Annotated in this window: 16 protein-coding genes and 1 tRNA gene; 8 read left to right on the top strand and 9 right to left on the bottom strand. The window is 61.3% G+C overall.

Going from position 1 to position 16860, the window contains the following annotated elements:
- Positions 1-44 precede the first annotated feature (44 nt).
- Positions 45-401, bottom strand: coding sequence for an SPW repeat protein (locus ACIPSK_RS18235; protein WP_162115597.1), 357 nt, complete (start codon positions 399-401; stop codon positions 45-47).
- A gap of 119 nt (positions 402-520) precedes the next feature.
- Positions 521-952: a DUF3775 domain-containing protein gene (locus ACIPSK_RS18240; protein ID WP_017966441.1), complete on the bottom strand. Its 432-nt coding sequence runs from the start codon at positions 950-952 to the stop codon at positions 521-523.
- Positions 953-1154: 202 nt separating this feature from the next.
- On the opposite strand from ACIPSK_RS18240, the gene ACIPSK_RS18245 reads away from it, so the two are divergent.
- Positions 1155-2138, top strand: a complete 984-nt coding sequence (locus tag ACIPSK_RS18245) for a zinc-dependent alcohol dehydrogenase family protein (protein ID WP_162115598.1) — start codon at positions 1155-1157, stop codon at positions 2136-2138.
- A 186-nt stretch (positions 2139-2324) separates the two neighbouring features.
- Here ACIPSK_RS18245 and ACIPSK_RS18250 read toward each other — a convergent pair whose 3' ends face one another.
- Entirely contained in the window at positions 2325-2513 is a 189-nt protein-coding gene (locus ACIPSK_RS18250) for an inositol monophosphatase family protein (protein ID WP_246709590.1), read from the bottom strand.
- 264 nt (positions 2514-2777) lie between these two features.
- On the opposite strand from ACIPSK_RS18250, the gene ACIPSK_RS18255 reads away from it, so the two are divergent.
- Together ACIPSK_RS18255 and ACIPSK_RS18260 are read left to right on the top strand one after the other, a co-directional pair.
- A complete protein-coding gene (locus ACIPSK_RS18255; RefSeq protein WP_162115599.1) occupies positions 2778-4364 on the top strand; it encodes a bifunctional aminoglycoside phosphotransferase/ATP-binding protein in 1587 nt (528 codons plus the stop codon).
- Positions 4365-4614: 250 nt separating this feature from the next.
- Entirely contained in the window at positions 4615-4947 is a 333-nt protein-coding gene (locus ACIPSK_RS18260) for an ArsR/SmtB family transcription factor (RefSeq protein WP_162115600.1), read from the top strand.
- Between the two features lie 154 nt (positions 4948-5101).
- On the opposite strand, the gene ACIPSK_RS18265 is transcribed toward ACIPSK_RS18260, so the two are convergent.
- Positions 5102-5177 (bottom strand) — tRNA-Ala (locus ACIPSK_RS18265).
- 151 nt (positions 5178-5328) lie between these two features.
- Positions 5329-5712 (bottom strand): TIGR02300 family protein, encoded by a 384-nt coding sequence (locus ACIPSK_RS18270; protein WP_017966434.1) that lies wholly within the window; start codon positions 5710-5712, stop codon positions 5329-5331.
- 276 nt (positions 5713-5988) lie between these two features.
- Between ACIPSK_RS18270 and aroA the strand changes: the two genes are divergently transcribed.
- The 3 genes from aroA to rpsA all read left to right on the top strand — a co-directional run bounded on the left by aroA (position 5989) and on the right by rpsA (position 9946).
- Positions 5989-7347: a 3-phosphoshikimate 1-carboxyvinyltransferase gene (aroA, locus tag ACIPSK_RS18275; RefSeq protein WP_162115601.1), complete on the top strand. Its 1359-nt coding sequence runs from the start codon at positions 5989-5991 to the stop codon at positions 7345-7347.
- 72 nt (positions 7348-7419) lie between these two features.
- Positions 7420-8067 carry a (d)CMP kinase gene (cmk, locus tag ACIPSK_RS18280; protein WP_162115602.1) on the top strand — a complete coding sequence of 216 codons (648 nt, stop codon included), beginning with the start codon at positions 7420-7422 and terminating at the stop codon, positions 8065-8067.
- Positions 8068-8242: 175 nt separating this feature from the next.
- Positions 8243-9946 carry a 30S ribosomal protein S1 gene (rpsA, locus tag ACIPSK_RS18285; protein ID WP_003544285.1) on the top strand — a complete coding sequence of 568 codons (1704 nt, stop codon included), beginning with the start codon at positions 8243-8245 and terminating at the stop codon, positions 9944-9946.
- 79 nt (positions 9947-10025) lie between these two features.
- Here rpsA and ACIPSK_RS18290 read toward each other — a convergent pair whose 3' ends face one another.
- The 3 genes from ACIPSK_RS18290 to ACIPSK_RS18300 all read right to left on the bottom strand — a co-directional run bounded on the left by ACIPSK_RS18290 (position 10026) and on the right by ACIPSK_RS18300 (position 13497).
- Positions 10026-11576, bottom strand: a complete 1551-nt coding sequence (locus tag ACIPSK_RS18290) for a hypothetical protein (protein ID WP_162115603.1) — start codon at positions 11574-11576, stop codon at positions 10026-10028.
- Between the two features lie 231 nt (positions 11577-11807).
- Entirely contained in the window at positions 11808-12434 is a 627-nt protein-coding gene (locus tag ACIPSK_RS18295) for a ribonuclease D (protein WP_017966430.1), read from the bottom strand.
- Positions 12435-12687: 253 nt separating this feature from the next.
- Positions 12688-13497 carry a MerR family transcriptional regulator gene (locus tag ACIPSK_RS18300; protein WP_162115604.1) on the bottom strand — a complete coding sequence of 270 codons (810 nt, stop codon included), beginning with the start codon at positions 13495-13497 and terminating at the stop codon, positions 12688-12690.
- A 166-nt stretch (positions 13498-13663) separates the two neighbouring features.
- On the opposite strand from ACIPSK_RS18300, the gene ACIPSK_RS18305 reads away from it, so the two are divergent.
- The gene (locus ACIPSK_RS18305; RefSeq protein WP_162115605.1) at positions 13664-14944 is read left to right on the top strand and encodes a 4-aminobutyrate--2-oxoglutarate transaminase; all 1281 of its coding nucleotides are present in this window, start codon (positions 13664-13666) and stop codon (positions 14942-14944) included.
- A 57-nt stretch (positions 14945-15001) separates the two neighbouring features.
- Positions 15002-16483, top strand: coding sequence for an NAD-dependent succinate-semialdehyde dehydrogenase (locus tag ACIPSK_RS18310; RefSeq protein WP_162115606.1), 1482 nt, complete (start codon positions 15002-15004; stop codon positions 16481-16483).
- A 57-nt stretch (positions 16484-16540) separates the two neighbouring features.
- Here the strand turns inward: ACIPSK_RS18310 and ACIPSK_RS18315 are convergent, their stop codons facing one another.
- On the bottom strand, positions 16541-16750 hold the full coding sequence (locus ACIPSK_RS18315) for a SlyX family protein (protein WP_162115607.1): 210 nt from the start codon (positions 16748-16750) through the stop codon (positions 16541-16543).
- Positions 16751-16860: the final 110 nt, after the last annotated feature.

Here is a 16860-nt window from a genome sequence, read left to right on the forward strand (position 1 = left end):
GCACCTGCGCCGTACATGTCATTTCGTCATCCGCAAGCCGTCGTTCAGCGGCGTTCAGATAGGCTTGCTCCGCGAAGTGCCCATACGCCGAGAACAACGAGGAGAATGCCTGAGATGAAAGCATTCCAAACGAGGAGCGGCTCTTGAACGTACTGGAGGATCCATGGCGAGGCGACAAGCCAGACACCGATCAGAAGATTGACCCATTCTTCCCAAAAACGGTACGATGCCAGAGCAGCCAAGCCTAGGATAGCGATAGCGGTTCCGCAGACAAGGAAATTCCAGGCGGCCGACCCCATAGGCATGGAGTCCGGACTAAATCTTCCGAATACCCAAGGAGAACTGATGAGCCATATTCCCACGATAAAGGCGATGTGGTCTTGCCAACGGCGACGGTTCATTGCTGATCTCCTTGCTCTCCAAGAGCCATTCACAGTCATGCAGCTCATGTCATGGCGTCGGATCGACATTCCTTGCAGCTGAGGAAATTCCCTGGCTGCCGATTTGGGCGCCGGTGATATCAGAGCCGGCCCAGCGCGTCGTCCGTGGACGCCTCTCCGAACTGGTCGAGCGCCTCTTCGAGATAATCCGGCAGGAGGGGCAGGCCGAGAAGATAAGCCGCCGTGCGCGTATTGTGCGCATCGGCAGCCAGGCTGCGCAGTTCATCCCAATCATCGACATTCCCATCGCCTCGGCCGAGCCATGCCAAGGCGACCAGGTCGATCTGTTCGTCTTCGTTGAGAGCCCAGATTGCACTCCTGAGCTCCGTCTCGACGGGATCGTCGTCATGGTCCTCCAGCACTTCGATCATCCCGTCGTCACTCGGATTCGAGCCCGGATCGGGTTCAGTGACAACATCCTTGACGTCGAACTGCTTGCCCTTGAGGATGAGAAAGCGGACGGTCTCCGGCGAAATGCTCGGCCTCCATGCCTCGTTCACAGCGTCATTCATGAAGTGGCCTCCGCGCACGTTATTTCATTTGAACTATACCACGATGTGACATGGAATGCCGATGCATTGAGAAGGTCAATCTGGGCCGTCGTCACGTAACGAAAACGGCAAACGAGAATGGACAGGACGTATCCTTGACGCGCGTTCATGCCGATTGACGCGTTTTCAAAAGGGTGCCGGTTTGCGAGATGAGGAGAAGCTGATGCAAGCAATGATTTTGGAAAGGATCGCGACCCCCTTGCGTCTGGTAGAGCGCGCTAATCGCGTGCCTGGAACGGGCCAGTTGATGTTGAGGATCGAAGCATGCGCCGTCTGCAGGACGGATCTTCACGTCTGTGACGGCGATCTTCCGAACCCGAAGCTCCCACTCGTTCCCGGCCATGAGATCGTCGGCATCGTCGAGGCCGTTGGGGAAGGTGTCGCGTCATCGCGCATAGGGCAAAGGGTTGGTGTGCCCTGGCTCGGCCACACATGCGGCTGCTGCTCGTTCTGCCGCACCGGAGATGAAAATCTCTGCGACGAGCCGCAATTTACCGGCTATACGCGCGACGGAGGTTTTGCCACCCATGTGGTTGCCGACGCAGATTATGCATTTGCACTTGACGGCGAGGCCGATCCGGTCGCTCTTGCGCCGCTGCTATGCGCGGGTCTCATTGGCTGGCGTTCGCTGAAAAAGGCTGGTGACGGTGCCCGGATCGGGCTTTACGGATTCGGTGCAGCCGCCCATATCATCGCGCAAATATGCCGCTGGCAGGGCCGTCAGGTCTATGCTTTCTCACGCACCGGCGATGAGGCAGCGCAACGTTTCGCGCTCAGCCTTGGCGCTTCGTGGGCGGGAAGCTCGGATGAACCTTCGCCCGTCATGCTCGACGCGGCAATCATCTTCGCTCCGGTCGGCGAACTCGTGCCGGCAGCGCTGAAGGCGGTGCGCAAGGGCGGCAGGGTCGTCTGCGGAGGCATCCACATGAGTGATCTTCCGGCTATGCCCTATGCGCTGATTTGGGGGGAGAGAAGCGTTGTTTCGGTCGCAAATCTCACGCGCAAGGATGCGGAGGAATTCTTCCCCATCGCCCGCCAGGCAGGCATCAGAACCCATACGATTGTCTATCCGCTTACCGAAGCCAATAGGGCGCTTGACGACTTGCGTGCCGGCCGATTGAGCGGAGCGGCCGTCTTGAAACCTTGAGCCACGGGCTTATTGCTGGGGCCTTGCAGCGCGACCAGGAGCGCTTCGGTCCGGGGATCGAGATGAGAGCGGCTGACAAGCGCAATCAGATGACGCCGTGGAGCGGAAGGGCGGGGCAGGCTGCGGCGCTGACTGCCGGCTGTTTGCTCGAATGCAAGTCCGGCGCCGTAGGAGAAGAAAAGCCGGTCACGGGCGGGTGCATAGGGCGATATTGACAGCAAACTCGTCTCGGCCTTTTATGAATTCCTTCGTGCCGTCGAGCGGATCGACTACGAGAACGGAATCTGAGTCCTTGCGGGCCTCGAAGACACGGCTGTCTTCTTCGCTGGGGCATTGCCGGAAAGACCGCCAGGCATGCTGCGCGCAGGATGTCATTGCTGGCAAGATCGGCGGAGGTGACGGGTGAACCGTCCTGTTTGGCTCTTACCGCAACGTCGTCGTCCTGCGACGTGAGCGGCAACGCCGGCTTTCCGGATCACCGGGATCAGCGCTTCGACAAGCTGTCTTCTGGAAGACAGGTTCATTTTCACCCCGCGACCCCAGGGCCTCGCTTTCGTTCTGAGATGTGGCGGCGGTCCGAGCATTGATGCGGGTCAATGCATTGTCGCGGAGGCAGGGCGATGCTTTCGATAGTGCGGCATGTCAGCTGAAAGTTTGCAGATGATCACGGAAGACCAGTCGGCAACCATTTCCTTTCTCAACGACGCATTGCCCCAGGATGGGCAGCCGGTCGAAGTGATCGAGACGCATATCTCGCGCATTTTTCTTGCCGGGGACCGCGCCTACAAGATGAAGCGCGCCGTGAAGCTGCCCTATGCCGATTTCTCCTCGGCGGAGAAAAGGCTGGCGACATGCCGGAAAGAGGTGGAATTGAACGCGCCCACGGCGCCCGGCATCTATCTCGGAGTCAGGACGATCACGCTGGAAAAGGACGGTGGCCTTGCGCTTGATGGTCAAGGGACCCTGCATGATGCTCTGGTGGAAATGCGGCGCTTCGATCAGTCGCTGCTACTCGATCATATCGCCACCTCCGGCGGATTGACGTCGTCGATGATGACATCCCTTGCAAGGGCGATCGTCGGCTTTCATCGTCTCGCGCCGGTCATGAATGCCAACGGCGGGGCGGCGAGCATGGCTGCGGTGCTGAAGGTCAATAAGGCCGGCTTTGCGACTAGCCATATCTTTTCCGCCAAGGAGATCGAGGAACTGACCGGGGCCTTCGAGAGGCACCTCGCGCGGCTCGCCCAACTCCTGGACCGGCGGGGGCTGGCCGGCAAGGTCCGGCGTTGCCATGGCGACTTGCATCTCCGCAATATATTCTTGCTTGATGGCGAACCATGCCTGTTCGATTGCATCGAGTTCAACGATCAGATTGCCACCACCGACATTCTCTACGACCTAGCCTTCCTGCTGATGGATCTCTGGCATCGAGGGCATCCCGAGTTCGCGAACCTCGTGATGAACCGTTATCTCGACGAGACGGACGAGGACGACGGTTTTGCAGCACTGCCGTTCTTCATTGCCGTACGCGCTGCCGTGCGGGCTCATGTGATCGCCACTCAGGCGGAGGATGCAGGTGATCGTGCGGCGATGTTGACCGATGAGGCGCGCTCCTATTTCCAGCTCGCCCGGTCTCTCCTGCATCAGGTGCCGGGACAACTCGTCGCGCTCGGCGGCCTCAGCGGATCGGGAAAGACGACGCTTGCAGAAGTGCTGGCGCCGCGGATCGGCCTCGCGCCGGGAGCACGTATCATCGAAAGCGACCGCATCCGCAAGGCAATGCACGGCGTTCCGGCAGAGACGAGGCTGCCGAAGGCCGCGTACCGGCCAGAGGTCTCGGCAAAGGTCTATCAGGAGATGGCCTGGCGCGCCCGTCTCATCCTTGCGGAAGGCAGTTCGGCGGTGGCCGATGCGGTCTTCGACAAGCCGGTCCACCGGCGGATGATCGAGGAAGCGGCGGAAGAAGGCCACCATCCCTTTTCGGCCTTCTGGCTCGAAGCCGATCCGGCACTGCTGTGGCAGCGCGTTGCGGCACGGGTTGGCAGCCCCTCCGACGCGACGGTCGATATCCTGGCGCATCAGTTCGCGCATGAGACGGGCGCCATCGCATGGCCGCGCCTCGACGCCACGCAGCCCGCCGAAAGGCTCGCCGAGGAGATCATGCTGCGCATTAAGGCAAAAGTCATCGAGCCCGTCCCCTGTCAGCCGGCAGACCGCTCGTCCTGAGCCGCATCAGCCGTCCGCCAGCGCGACCGCATGATGCCGTCAGCCGAAATGGCTGGCATAGTCAAGCTGAAGCCCGCGCCCTGCTTTCGTCGCCGGACGATCGCGGATCGAACAGCGTCCGTTTTCACCACGGGCCGTGCTGACCTTCAGCCCGTTTTGACGCGGCCTTCTCACTATGCGATTTGCGTTAGGTCAATGAGCAAATCTCGCCCGCCGCTAATGTACATTTCGTGTTCAGAGGAGGCACGCCATGATCGTAAATGACCGTGAGCTGGCGGACTATTTTTCCGCGCTCGCCAACGCCAGCCGTTTAGCCGTGCTGCGCACGCTGGCCAAGGGTGAGATCTCAGCCACGGAACTCGCCACAAGTGTCGGGCTCAGCCAGTCGGCGTTATCGCACCATCTGAACGTGCTGAAACGTCAGCAGGTCGTCAAGGCGCGCCGCGAAGCTCAGACAATCTATTATTCGCTCGCCAGCCATCGAAGCGAGAAAGCCGTCTCTCTTCTCAACGGCATATTGTTTCCCGACGGACTCCAGTTGTCGATGTTCGGCTTCTCAGACTTTAGCCCCGAGGCCGCGTGAAGATCGCGATCGGCCGGAGCCTCGATCCTGCTTAGGTGGCCTGCCGCAGCCTAGCTGTCAGATCCAAGGTTTTTATTGTCCGGTCCATTTTGATGAATGGAACGAAGCCCTACAGGCCGAGCTCTACATGGAAGACCTGGTTGGCTAACGAGTTTGGTGGAGCTAAGCGGGATCGAACCGCTGACCTCTTGCATGCCATGCAAGCGCTCTCCCAGCTGAGCTATAGCCCCATCAAGGTGGTCCGGCTCAAGGCCGGTCCTGGGATACTCGTAAGGCATGTGCCCTGCGGAGTGGCGGCTTATTACTTCCGGTTTCCGGAGATAGCAAGCCTAAAAAAATGCGGCCCGGAGAATTTTTTCCTCGCCGGGCCGAAATGCGGTCTCAGACTTCGTCTTCGTCACCGGTGACGCCGATGATATCGCTCATGTCGTCATCATCGTCATCTTCGTCGGGTGTAAGGAAGGTATCGTCGTCGTCATCGCCTTCGATTTCAACATCGTCATCGCCAATATCCGGAATGTCGTCGCCGCCGGCGGCGTCATCGGCATCTTCCAGCGAAACCAGTTCGACTTCGGTGTTTTCAGTATCGACTTCCGCGACCTCGTCTTCCTCGGCAACTTCGGCAATCGCCGAGGTTTCTTCGAAGAAGGACAGAGGGTAGGACTTGCCGGTATAAGGAGAAACGATCGGATCCCGGTTCAGATCATAAAACTTCTTGCCGGTTTCCGGATCGGTACGCTTGGTTCCAAGTTCCGCTTTCGCCACTATAAGCCTCGTGTGAATAGCCGAATATGAGATTCGGCAGATGCCGTTCAAGCCGGCGTTCCATCGGAATTTATAAGCCGGTCCCCTTAATCGCTGTGGCTTCCCATGTCAAAGCCAAACTTTGCGATCCGAGCGTCGGGTTTTTGGCAAGCCGACGGATGACCGCCCGGCGCGTTTATGTTAACGAGCCGCAACAGCTGCAGAAGCGGACGGGAATTGCGACCGGCCAAGCCTGCCTTGCGGCAAAAATAGACTGCGTTTGCAAAGGATTACGCCATGCTGCACGGCTCTGCGCCCAGGCCCGCCACCGCCCGCAAATCCGCCAGTCTTACAGGCAGCGTCCGCATTCCGGGCGACAAGTCGATCTCGCATCGTTCCTTCATGTTCGGCGGGCTTGCTTCCGGCGAAACGCGGATCACCGGCCTGCTCGAGGGTGAGGACGTGATCAATACCGGCCGGGCAATGCAGGCGATGGGCGCCAGGATCCGCAAGGAGGGTGCGCAATGGGTGATCGAGGGCACCGGCAATGGTGCGCTGCTTGCGCCTGACGCGCCGCTCGATTTTGGCAATGCCGGCACCGGCGTGCGGCTGACCATGGGTCTCGTCGGCACATACGACTTTCACTCCACCTTCACAGGCGACGCCTCGCTTTCGAAACGGCCGATGGGCCGTGTGCTCGCTCCGCTGCGCGAAATGGGCGTGCAGGTCAGCGCATCCGAAGGCGACAGGCTGCCGGTGACGCTCAGAGGCCCGGGAACGCCGAGCCCGATCCGCTATCGGGTGCCGATGGCATCCGCCCAGGTGAAATCGGCCGTGCTGCTTGCTGGTCTCAATACGCCGGGTGTCACCACGGTCATCGAGCCGGTGATGACGCGCGACCATACCGAAAAGATGCTGCAGGGTTTTGGCGCCGCCCTTTCCGTCGAGACGGCCGGGGATGGCGTCCGCACGATCCGGCTCGAAGGCCGCGGCAAGCTGGCGGGCCAGGTGATCGACGTTCCGGGCGATCCCTCCTCCACCGCCTTCCCGCTGGTTGCGGCGTTGCTTGTCCCCGGCTCCGACATCACCATCGTCAACGTGCTGATGAACCCGACCCGCACGGGGCTGATCTTGACGCTGCAGGAGATGGGCGCTGATATCGAGGTGGTGAATGCACGTCTTGCCGGCGGCGAGGACGTGGCGGATCTGCGCGTGCGCCATTCCGAGCTCAAGGGCGTCACCATTCCCGAAGATCGGGCGCCGTCGATGATCGACGAATATCCTATTCTGGCCATCGCTGCCTGTTTCGCCGAGGGCGCGACGGTCATGAAGGGGCTGGAGGAACTGCGCGTCAAGGAGTCCGACCGTCTTTCCGCCGTCGCCGACGGGCTGAAGCTGAATGGCGTCGACTGCGACGAGGGCGAGGATTTTCTCATCGTGCGCGGCCGACCAGACGGCAAGGGCCTCGGCAACGCTGCCGGCGGCCAAGTCCGGACGCATCTCGACCATCGCATCGCCATGAGTTTCCTTGTCCTGGGGCTTGCCTCGGAGCATGCTGTGACGATCGACGACGCGGCGATGATCGCGACCAGTTTTCCGGAATTCATGCAGCTGATGACCGGCCTTGGAGCGAAGATCGAGCTGGTGGCGGAATGATGTGCCAGCTGCCGCATGTCCGCAAAGACGAACTCATTCGCCGTTTCGGCGTGCTGCCGCAGGATTGATCATATGACAAACGAGACTTTCACCATCGCCATCGATGGCCCGGCGGCGGCCGGCAAGGGGACGCTTTCGCGCCTCATCGCAGAGCGCTACGGCTTCCATCATCTGGATACCGGCCTGACCTATCGCGCCACGGCCAAGGCGCTGCTCGATGCCGGCCTGCCGCTCGACGATGAGGCGGTGGCGGAAAAGATCGCAAGAGAGGTTGAACTCGCCGGATTGGATCGCGATATACTTTCCAAACATGAGATCGGCGAAGCCGCCTCGAAGATTGCCGTCATGCCGGCGGTGCGCCGGGCGCTGGTCGAGGCGCAGCGACGGTTTTCGACGAAAGCGCCGGGAACGGTGCTCGATGGGCGCGATATCGGCACGGTCGTCTGCCCGAATGCGGCGGTGAAATTCTATGTGACGGCGTCGCCGGAAGTCCGCGCAAGACGCCGTTATGACGAGATCCTCGGCAAAGGCCTGACGGCGGATTTCGATGCCATCTTCGAGGACGTCAAGCGGCGCGACGAACGCGACATGGGACGGGCCGACAGCCCTTTGAAACCAGCTGATGATGCGCACTTGCTTGATACGTCGGAAATGAGTATAGAAGCCGCGTTTCAAGCTGCTCAATCGATCATCGATGCGGTCTTGAGCCGAAATGCCTAAATTCAAGCGATTTTGCGTGCTCTGAGCATGGATCGCTTCTCATACAGCAAGCCTGAAATTCCGTCCAAGCGCCGGATTGCCTTCGTAAGAGAGGGCGGACTGGGTTCAGGCCCGTTAACGCAAACCAACCGGCGCATACGTGTCCGCTTCCGTTTCAGGACACGCAGGAGATTTTATGTCAGTAGCTACCCCCTCCCGCGAGGATTTCGCGGCTCTTCTCGAAGAGTCCTTTGCCAAGAACGACCTGGCCGAAGGCTATGTCACCAAGGGCATCGTCACGGGCATCGAGAAGGACGTCGCCGTTGTCGACGTCGGCCTGAAGGTTGAAGGCCGCATCGCGCTCAAGGAATTCGGCGCGCGCGCCAAGGACGGCCTGTTGAAGGTCGGCGACGAAGTCGAAGTCTATGTCGAGCGCATCGAAAACGCACTTGGCGAAGCCGTTCTGTCGCGCGAGAAGGCTCGCCGCGAAGAAAGCTGGGTCAAGCTCGAAGCCAAGTTCGAAGCTGGCGAGCGCGTCGAAGGCGTGATCTTCAACCAGGTCAAGGGCGGCTTTACGGTCGACCTCGACGGTGCGATCGCCTTCCTGCCGCGTTCTCAGGTCGATATTCGCCCGATCCGCGACGTAACCCCGCTGATGCACAATCCGCAGCCCTTCGAAATCCTCAAGATGGACAAGCGCCGCGGCAATATCGTGGTTTCGCGCCGTACGGTTCTGGAAGAATCCCGTGCCGAGCAGCGTTCTGAAATCGTTCAGAACCTCGAAGAAGGCCAGGTTGTTGACGGCGTCGTCAAGAACATCACCGATTATGGTGCGTTCGTTGACCTCGGCGGCATCGATGGCCTGCTGCACGTCACCGACATGGCATGGCGCCGTGTGAACCATCCGTCGGAAATCCTGAACATCGGCCAGCAGGTCAAGGTTCAGATCATCCGCATCAACCAGGAAACCCACCGTATCTCGCTCGGCATGAAGCAGCTCGAGAGCGATCCGTGGGATGGCATCCAGGCCAAGTATCCGGAAGGCAAGAAGATTTCCGGTACCGTCACGAATATCACCGACTACGGTGCATTCGTCGAGCTGGAGCCGGGCATCGAAGGCCTGATCCACATCTCGGAAATGTCCTGGACCAAGAAGAACGTTCACCCCGGCAAGATCCTGTCCACGAGCCAGGAAGTCGAAGTCGTCGTTCTCGAAGTCGACCCGTCCAAGCGCCGTATTTCGCTCGGCCTCAAGCAGACGCTGGAAAATCCGTGGGCAGCATTCGCCCGCAGCCATCCGGCCGGCACTGAAGTCGAAGGCGAAGTCAAGAACAAGACCGAATTCGGCCTGTTCATCGGCCTCGACGGCGATGTCGACGGCATGGTGCACCTCTCCGACCTCGACTGGAACCGTCCAGGCGAACAGGTCATCGAGGAGTTCAACAAGGGTGACGTCGTCAAGGCGGTCGTTCTCGACGTCGATGTCGAGAAGGAACGCATCTCGCTCGGCATCAAGCAGCTCGGCAAGGATGCAGTCGGCGATGCCGCTGCTTCTGGCGACCTGCGCAAGAATGCAGTCGTTTCCTGCGAAGTGATCGCGGTCAACGACGGCGGTGTCGAAGTGAAGCTCGTCAACCACGAGGACATCACTTCCTTCATCCGCCGTGCCGACCTCGCCCGCGACCGCGACGAGCAGCGCCCCGAGCGTTTCTCGGTCGGCCAGGTGTTCGACGCCCGCGTCACCAACTTCTCCAAGAAGGACCGCAAGATCATGCTGTCCATCAAGGCTCTGGAGATTGCGGAAGAGAAGGAAGCCGTTGCCCAGTTCGGTTCGTCCGACAGCGGCGCTTCGCTCGGCGACATCTTGGGCGCAGCCCTGAAGAACCGCGGCGGCGAATAAGCCTCGCATCCGCCTTTGAATTGCAGAACCCGCCGGAGCGATCCGGCGGGTTCTTCATTTTCAGGCGATGGAAAAAGCGTTACTCCCAGCCGACCATGCGCTGATAGAGCGCATATACCGGATCAGTGGCCACGCCCGGCTGACAGGCCGACGGTTCAGCATCGATCATCCTTGGCGTCCGCTCGGGTGCGGCGGCGGTTTCTTCGGCGTCGGGCTCGGCATCGCCGCCGCCGGACTGCGCCTGCTGCTGATCCTCCGACGCGTCGTCGCGGTCGTGCTGATGCTGGTGGTGCGTTTCGCCTGCCTTCTCGTTCGACGGCGTATCCTTGGCAAACTGGTAAGGCAGCTGGCTATAGGCAAATCCTTCCGGCATCCTTGCCGCCAGCGGCACATAGGAAGCCTCGGCCGTCTCGGGAAGCGGCATCATCTGCGGTTGCGCGGAGATTTCTTTCGGCTGACGGACAGCCACGGTCTCGATATCCATCTGCGATGGGCGGAGCGCGGCGGATTGGCGAGCATCGGGTGCGGTGAATTCGGCCGGCTGCCTGGTCAGGGTTTCGGTCGCATCGCTGATGACGGCATCGTCGAGGATCGTATCGATCTCCACTGCCGCCTCGACGGAAAGATCGTCCTGCACGGTCTCGACGTCCTGTTCGCGGATGATGGTGACGATCATCTCGGAGACTTCTTCGGTCATCGAGGCGACAATTCCTGCCCAGTTCCTGGGAATGACAGGATCGACCTTTTCCGCCATCGCGCGGGGTTGGACGGCAGGCGGCGCCGGCGTTTCCGGCGTATCGTCGGCCGCTGCGGCTTCCATCGGCAACGGTTGCCCGGCTTCGATCTCCCGCGGCGCAGATTTTTCCGGGGCGATCTCCGCGGCCGTCGCCGGGGCAGACTGGGCCCGGTTTTCAGCCTGCGGCGTTTCCGGATCGGCAGCCTCCACGGCTTCGGCGACGACCGCTTCTTCGACGGTCGCCAAAGCTGCGGCCTCGATCAGCGAATCGGCTGACGCGGGCGCCGTGTCTGTCGGCTGACGCATGGCGGCAGGCAGGCTGTCCTCATGCAGCCTTATCTCGGGCAGCCGGATCTCAGGGCGAGCTTCGGCGCGCATTGGCGATGCATCATTCTGGCCATAGGAGCGGACGACGGCGCGGGCGGCGAGATCGCGATCCTTATAGCGGACGATCTCCAGATAGGCGACGACGCGGGCGGCTTCAGGGCCTGTCGGGTTCTTCAGGGCCTCGGCGATCGTCCGGAGCGGCACGCTATGCCCATTCTCGGTGAGCTGGCGCTCGACCTCGTCGATCCTGGCGGTTGGCAGTCGCCGGATGGCATCGGCGAGCCGAGCGGCGAAGGCAAGATTGCTCTCGTCCTCACCACGATCCAGCGAGATCGAGCGGCCTGCCGCATCGATGACATCGAAAAGAGCTTCGACCATGCGCTCGCGCGCCGCAAGAAGCAGAATATTGAGCTTGCCGGCAATGGCGGAATTGAGGTCGGCGGCTTCGACGGCGTTGACAGGCGCGGGGGCAATCACCGATTGGCCGAGACCACTGGCGACGATCGCCGCTGTCTGACCCTGGGACGAAAAGCTTGCATTGGACGCTGCACGAACGGGAGTCAACATGGCATGCTCCTTTCGTAAAGTGACGATGAAAGCAGGCTCTAGAAAAGGACCGCGCTCATCCGGTCCCCTTGCATCCCAGCAGATCCTCCTGTCCGCATGACGCAGTTCCGGCGTCATCGAAATGCATAAAAATTAAGAGGAATATTAATGAACAGGCGTTAACGAATCGCTAACGGCCGCCGGCAAGCCTGCCGTACGGCCATTCGCAAACGCAGAATGAAGGCAATTCGCTCAGCTATGGGCGAAGATATCGGCATCTTCCCAGCCGAGCAGGTCGAGCTTGGCGCGGGTCGGCAGGAATTCGAAGCAGGCCGTCGCATGATCGTAGCGGCCATCGCGGATCAGGCGTTCCGTCAACTTATCGCGCAATGCATGCAGATAAAGCACATCGGAGGCGGCATATTCGAGCTGGGCCGGGGACAGCGTCTCGGCCGCCCAATCGGAAGATTGCTGGGCCTTGGAGACATCGACGTCGAGCATCTCCTTGAGATTGTCCTTGAGGCCGTGGCGATCCGTATAGGTCCGGATCAGGCGCGAGGCGATCTTGGTGCAGAAAACCCGGGTCGTCGTGACACCGAAGGTATGGAAGAGCACGGCAATATCGAAGCGGCCGTAATGAAAGATCTTCTGATGGGTGGGGTCTTCGAGCAGGGCGACGAGATTGGGCGCCTCTTTCTGACCGGCGGCGATGCGGATGATATCGGCGGTGCCGTCACCCGGCGAAAGCTGGACGACGCAGAGCCGATCGCGCCGGGGCACAAGGCCGAGCGTTTCGGTGTCGATCGCAATCGCGCCGGTGTAGCGGGCGGCATCGGCCGCGGAAATATCGCCTTCGTGATAACGTATGGTCGCTGCCATGAGATTGTCTTTCGTTCGAATGCATCCCCTACAGCGCCGCACGTCTCTTATGACGCGCAAAGGACGCTGTAGCACTTTGAATGGCTGCTTAATTTTATCCTGAAATCGATTCCGATTTAAGAATTTATGCAGCAGCGCTATAGCGCAAAGGCGCAGAGTGTGAAACCGCTTTCCAGCCGCTGGAGCGCCGTGCGTCCTCCTGGACGCACAAAGGACGCTCTACCTCATATAGTCCCCGCATCGTGTTAGCCGTTCAGAATGTCGGCGGCGTGTTGATCCAGAGAAGCACGGTTTCGCCATCGTGGCGGTTGCGCCAGGAATGGTCGCGGCGGCTTTCGAAATAAAGTGAATCGCCAGGCCCGAGATCGAAGAACTGATCGCTGTCGAGCACCAGTTCGAGCCGGCCGGACAGAACATGCATGAATTCCTCGCCCTCGTGGCGATAGGCGCCTTCGCTGGCAGCCCCCGGCGCCAGCACGAAACGGTGGCAGTCCATCATCCTGCGACCTTCGGCAAGGAGCTGCACCGCGACACCCGGGGTTGTTTCGGGCCACTTGCGCCATTCGCCGGCGCGCACCAGCGCCGGCACGTCCCCGCTTTCTTCACCGGAGAGGCGGGAGACGGTGGTGCCGTAATATTCGGCGAGATCGTGCAGCGTCTTGAAACTGACGCCCTGCGAGGTGCGTTCCAGCGTCGAGAGCGTCGAAGAGCTGACGCCGATGTCGCCGGCCACCTGATCGAGCGTCTTGCCGCTCGCATGGCGCAGGCTGCGCAGTTTGCGGCCGAGGCCGTCATCCTGGCTTGCCTCGGCGCCATCAGCGGAAGGCTCCTCGCTCTCCAGCGCCTCGCGAATTGCCGCGGGATTGAGGCCACGCTCGACACGATACCAGGAGATGCGCTTCAATCGCGCCACATCGTCGGCGGTGTATTGCCGATGACCGGTTTGCGAACGGCCGGGAACCACCAGACCCTGGCTTTCCCAGAGGCGCAGCGTCGAGGCCGAAACGCCCGCCAGCCGCGCGGCTTCCGCCACCTTGTAGCGCACAGGCCCGTTATCGTTCATCCGCCAATATCCCTGATTCCAATCGCCCAGAGCTTTCATCAAAAAACGTGATGTTTGAAGCAAAAAATGCCGCTTGTTTTCTTGCAGGAAAAATGTAGGTGTTTTGTATTCACCTTGCAGAAGATATGCAAGATAGTTTTCAAACTTTTCAGCGGAGGAGCCATCGATGAACACGACAAACCTTACGGACCGGAAGAACGCCGCTATTTCACGCGGCGTCGGCATGACGACCCAGATCTATGCGGATCGTGCAGAGAATGCCGAGATCTGGGACAAGGAAGGCCGCCGTTACATCGATTTCGCCGCCGGCATCGCCGTTCTCAATACCGGCCACCGCCATCCCCGGGTCATCGCGGCGGTCAAGGATCAGCTCGACCGCTTCACCCATACCTGCCATCAGGTGGTGCCTTACGAAAGCTACGTACACCTTGCCGAGCGGCTGAACGCGCTGCTGCCTGGAGATTTCGAGAAGAAGACGATCTTCGTCACCACGGGCGCCGAAGCGGTTGAGAACGCCGTCAAGATCGCGCGTGCCGCGACCGGCCGCTCGGCCGTCATCGCCTTTGGCGGCGGCTTCCATGGCCGCACCTTCATGGGCATGGCGCTGACCGGCAAGGTCGTGCCCTATAAGGTCGGCTTCGGCGCGATGCCCGGCGACGTGTTTCATATTCCTTTCCCGGTCGAGCTGCACGGCGTCACCGCCGACCAGTCGCTGGCGGCACTAAAGAAACTCTTCGCCGCCGATGTCGATCCGCAGCGCGTCGCCGCCATCATCATCGAACCGGTGCAGGGCGAAGGCGGGTTCTACGCCGCACCTGCCGCCTTCATGAAGGCGCTGCGCGAACTCTGCGACCAGCACGGCATCCTGCTGATCGCCGACGAGGTGCAGACCGGTTTCGCCCGCACCGGCAGGATGTTCGCAATGGACCATCACGAGGTGGCGCCCGACCTGACGACGATGGCAAAGAGCCTGGCCGGCGGCTTTCCGCTCGCCGCCGTCACCGGCCGCGCCGAAATCATGGATGCGCCGGGACCGGGCGGGCTCGGCGGTACCTATGGCGGCAATCCACTCGGGATCGCCGCTGCCCATGCCGTGCTCGACGTCATTGTCGACGAGGATCTCTGCAACCGCGCCAACCAGCTCGGCGGGCGACTGAAGCAGCGGCTGGAATCGTTGCGCGAGACGGTGCCGGAGATCGTCGATATCCGCGGGCCGGGCTTCATGAATGCCGTCGAATTCAACGACCGGACGACGGGACTGCCGAGCGCGGAATTCGCCAACCGGGTGCGTCTGATCGCGCTCGACAAGGGCCTGATCCTGCTCACCTGCGGCGTCCACGGAAACGTCATCCGCTTCCTCGCGCCGATCACCATCCAGGACGAGGTCCTCGGCGAAGCGCTCGATATTCTCGAAGCGTCGATGCTGGAAGTGGCTGCGGCCAAGTGACGGCATCGGATTTCAACGGCCGCCGGCAACTGGCAGCCGCTCCAAAGGAGACATGACATGGCTTTCACAACGGCACTAACCAAACACGTTCCCTTCTCTTCGCCCTTCCTGCGTGATGCCGGCTTTATCAACGGCGTCTGGACGTCGGGCAATGCCTCCAAGACCTTCGACGTTCTCAATCCAGCAACGGGCGAGTTGCTGGCATCGCTTCCCGATATGGGTGCGGCCGAGACGCGGGCGGCGATCGATGCGGCGCATGCTGCCCAGCCGGCCTGGGCGGCCCGTCCGGCCAAGGATCGCAGCGCGATCCTGCGCAAATGGTTCGACCTGATGGTCGCCAATGCCGACGAACTCGCGGCGATCCTGACCGCCGAAATGGGCAAGCCGTTCCCGGAAGCGCGCGGCGAGATCCTTTATGCCGCCGCCTATATCGAATGGTATGCCGAGGAGGCCAAACGCATCTATGGCGAGACGATCCCCGCGCCTTCCGACGATAAACGGATGATCGTCATCCGACAGCCGGTCGGCGTCGTCGGCACGATCACGCCGTGGAATTTCCCGGCGGCGATGATCACCCGCAAGATCGCCCCGGCGCTTGCCGTCGGCTGCACCGTGGTGTCGAAGCCCGCCGAACAGACGCCGCTGACGGCGATCGCGCTTGCCGTACTCGCCGAGCAGGCCGGCATTCCGGCCGGCGTCTTCAACGTCATCGTCGGCGTGGATGGCCCGGCGATTGGCCGCGAGCTCTGCGGCAACGAAAAGGTGCGCAAAATCAGCTTCACCGGCTCGACGGAGGTCGGCCGCATCCTGATGCGGCAGTGCGCCGACCAGATCAAGAAGGTGAGCCTGGAGCTCGGCGGCAACGCGCCCTTCATCGTCTTCGACGATGCCGATCTCGACGCTGCCGTCGAAGGCGCGATCGCCTCCAAATACCGCAATGCCGGCCAGACCTGCGTCTGTGCCAACCGCCTCTACGTCCAGTCGAACGTCTATGACGCCTTCGCCGCCAAGCTTGCCGCCAAGGTCGCCGAGATGTCGGTCGGCGACGGCTTCAAGCCGGGTGTCGTGATCGGGCCGCTGATCGACGAGCAAGGCCTTGCCAAGGTGGAGGACCATGTCAGCGACGCGCTTGCCAAGGGCGCCAAGGTACTGACCGGCGGCAAGCGCATCGACGGCGCCGGCACCTTCTTCACGCCGACGGTGCTGACAGGCGTTGCCCGCGGCATGAAGGTGGCGCGCGAGGAGACCTTCGGGCCGGTGGCGCCGCTCTTTCGCTTCGAGACCGTCGAGGATGTCATCGCCCAAGCCAATGATACGGAATTCGGCCTCGCCGCCTATTTCTATGCCGGCGACCTGAAGAAGGTCTGGCGGGTGGCGGAAGCGCTGGAATACGGGATGATCGGCATCAATACCGGCATCATGTCGTCCGAGACGGCACCCTTCGGCGGCATCAAGCAATCCGGCCTCGGCCGCGAAGGCTCGCGCCACGGCGCCGACGACTATCTGGAAATGAAATATCTCTGCATCGGCGGCGTCTGATCCACCGTCTCACGGCGCAAGACACCCCAACGGCACGCGGCATTGCGCTGCGTGCCGTCAATAGTGCGGCGGGCGGGTGATGCCAGGTGCCTCCAGCGACTGCTCCTCCAGCGACAGGAAGCGTTCGGTCAGCCGGTCGAGCTTGGTGCGCATCTGCTCGACGGTCTTCCATTGCTCGGCGAGCTGATCGGAAAGCTCTTCGATCGTCTTTGCCTGGTGGGCCAGCATTTCTTCCAGCCGGGTGATGTGGGCCGTCTCGTCGGACATCGATCCTCCTTTGCCGAAACCGGCAGAACAGATGGTTCTCCCAAAGCGGAAATAGGTCGCCTCGTCAATGCTTTCCATGGCCGGCGCGGCCATGCGCAAAACTGTACCGT

Source organism: Rhizobium sp. LARHSG275 (assembly GCF_052871115.1).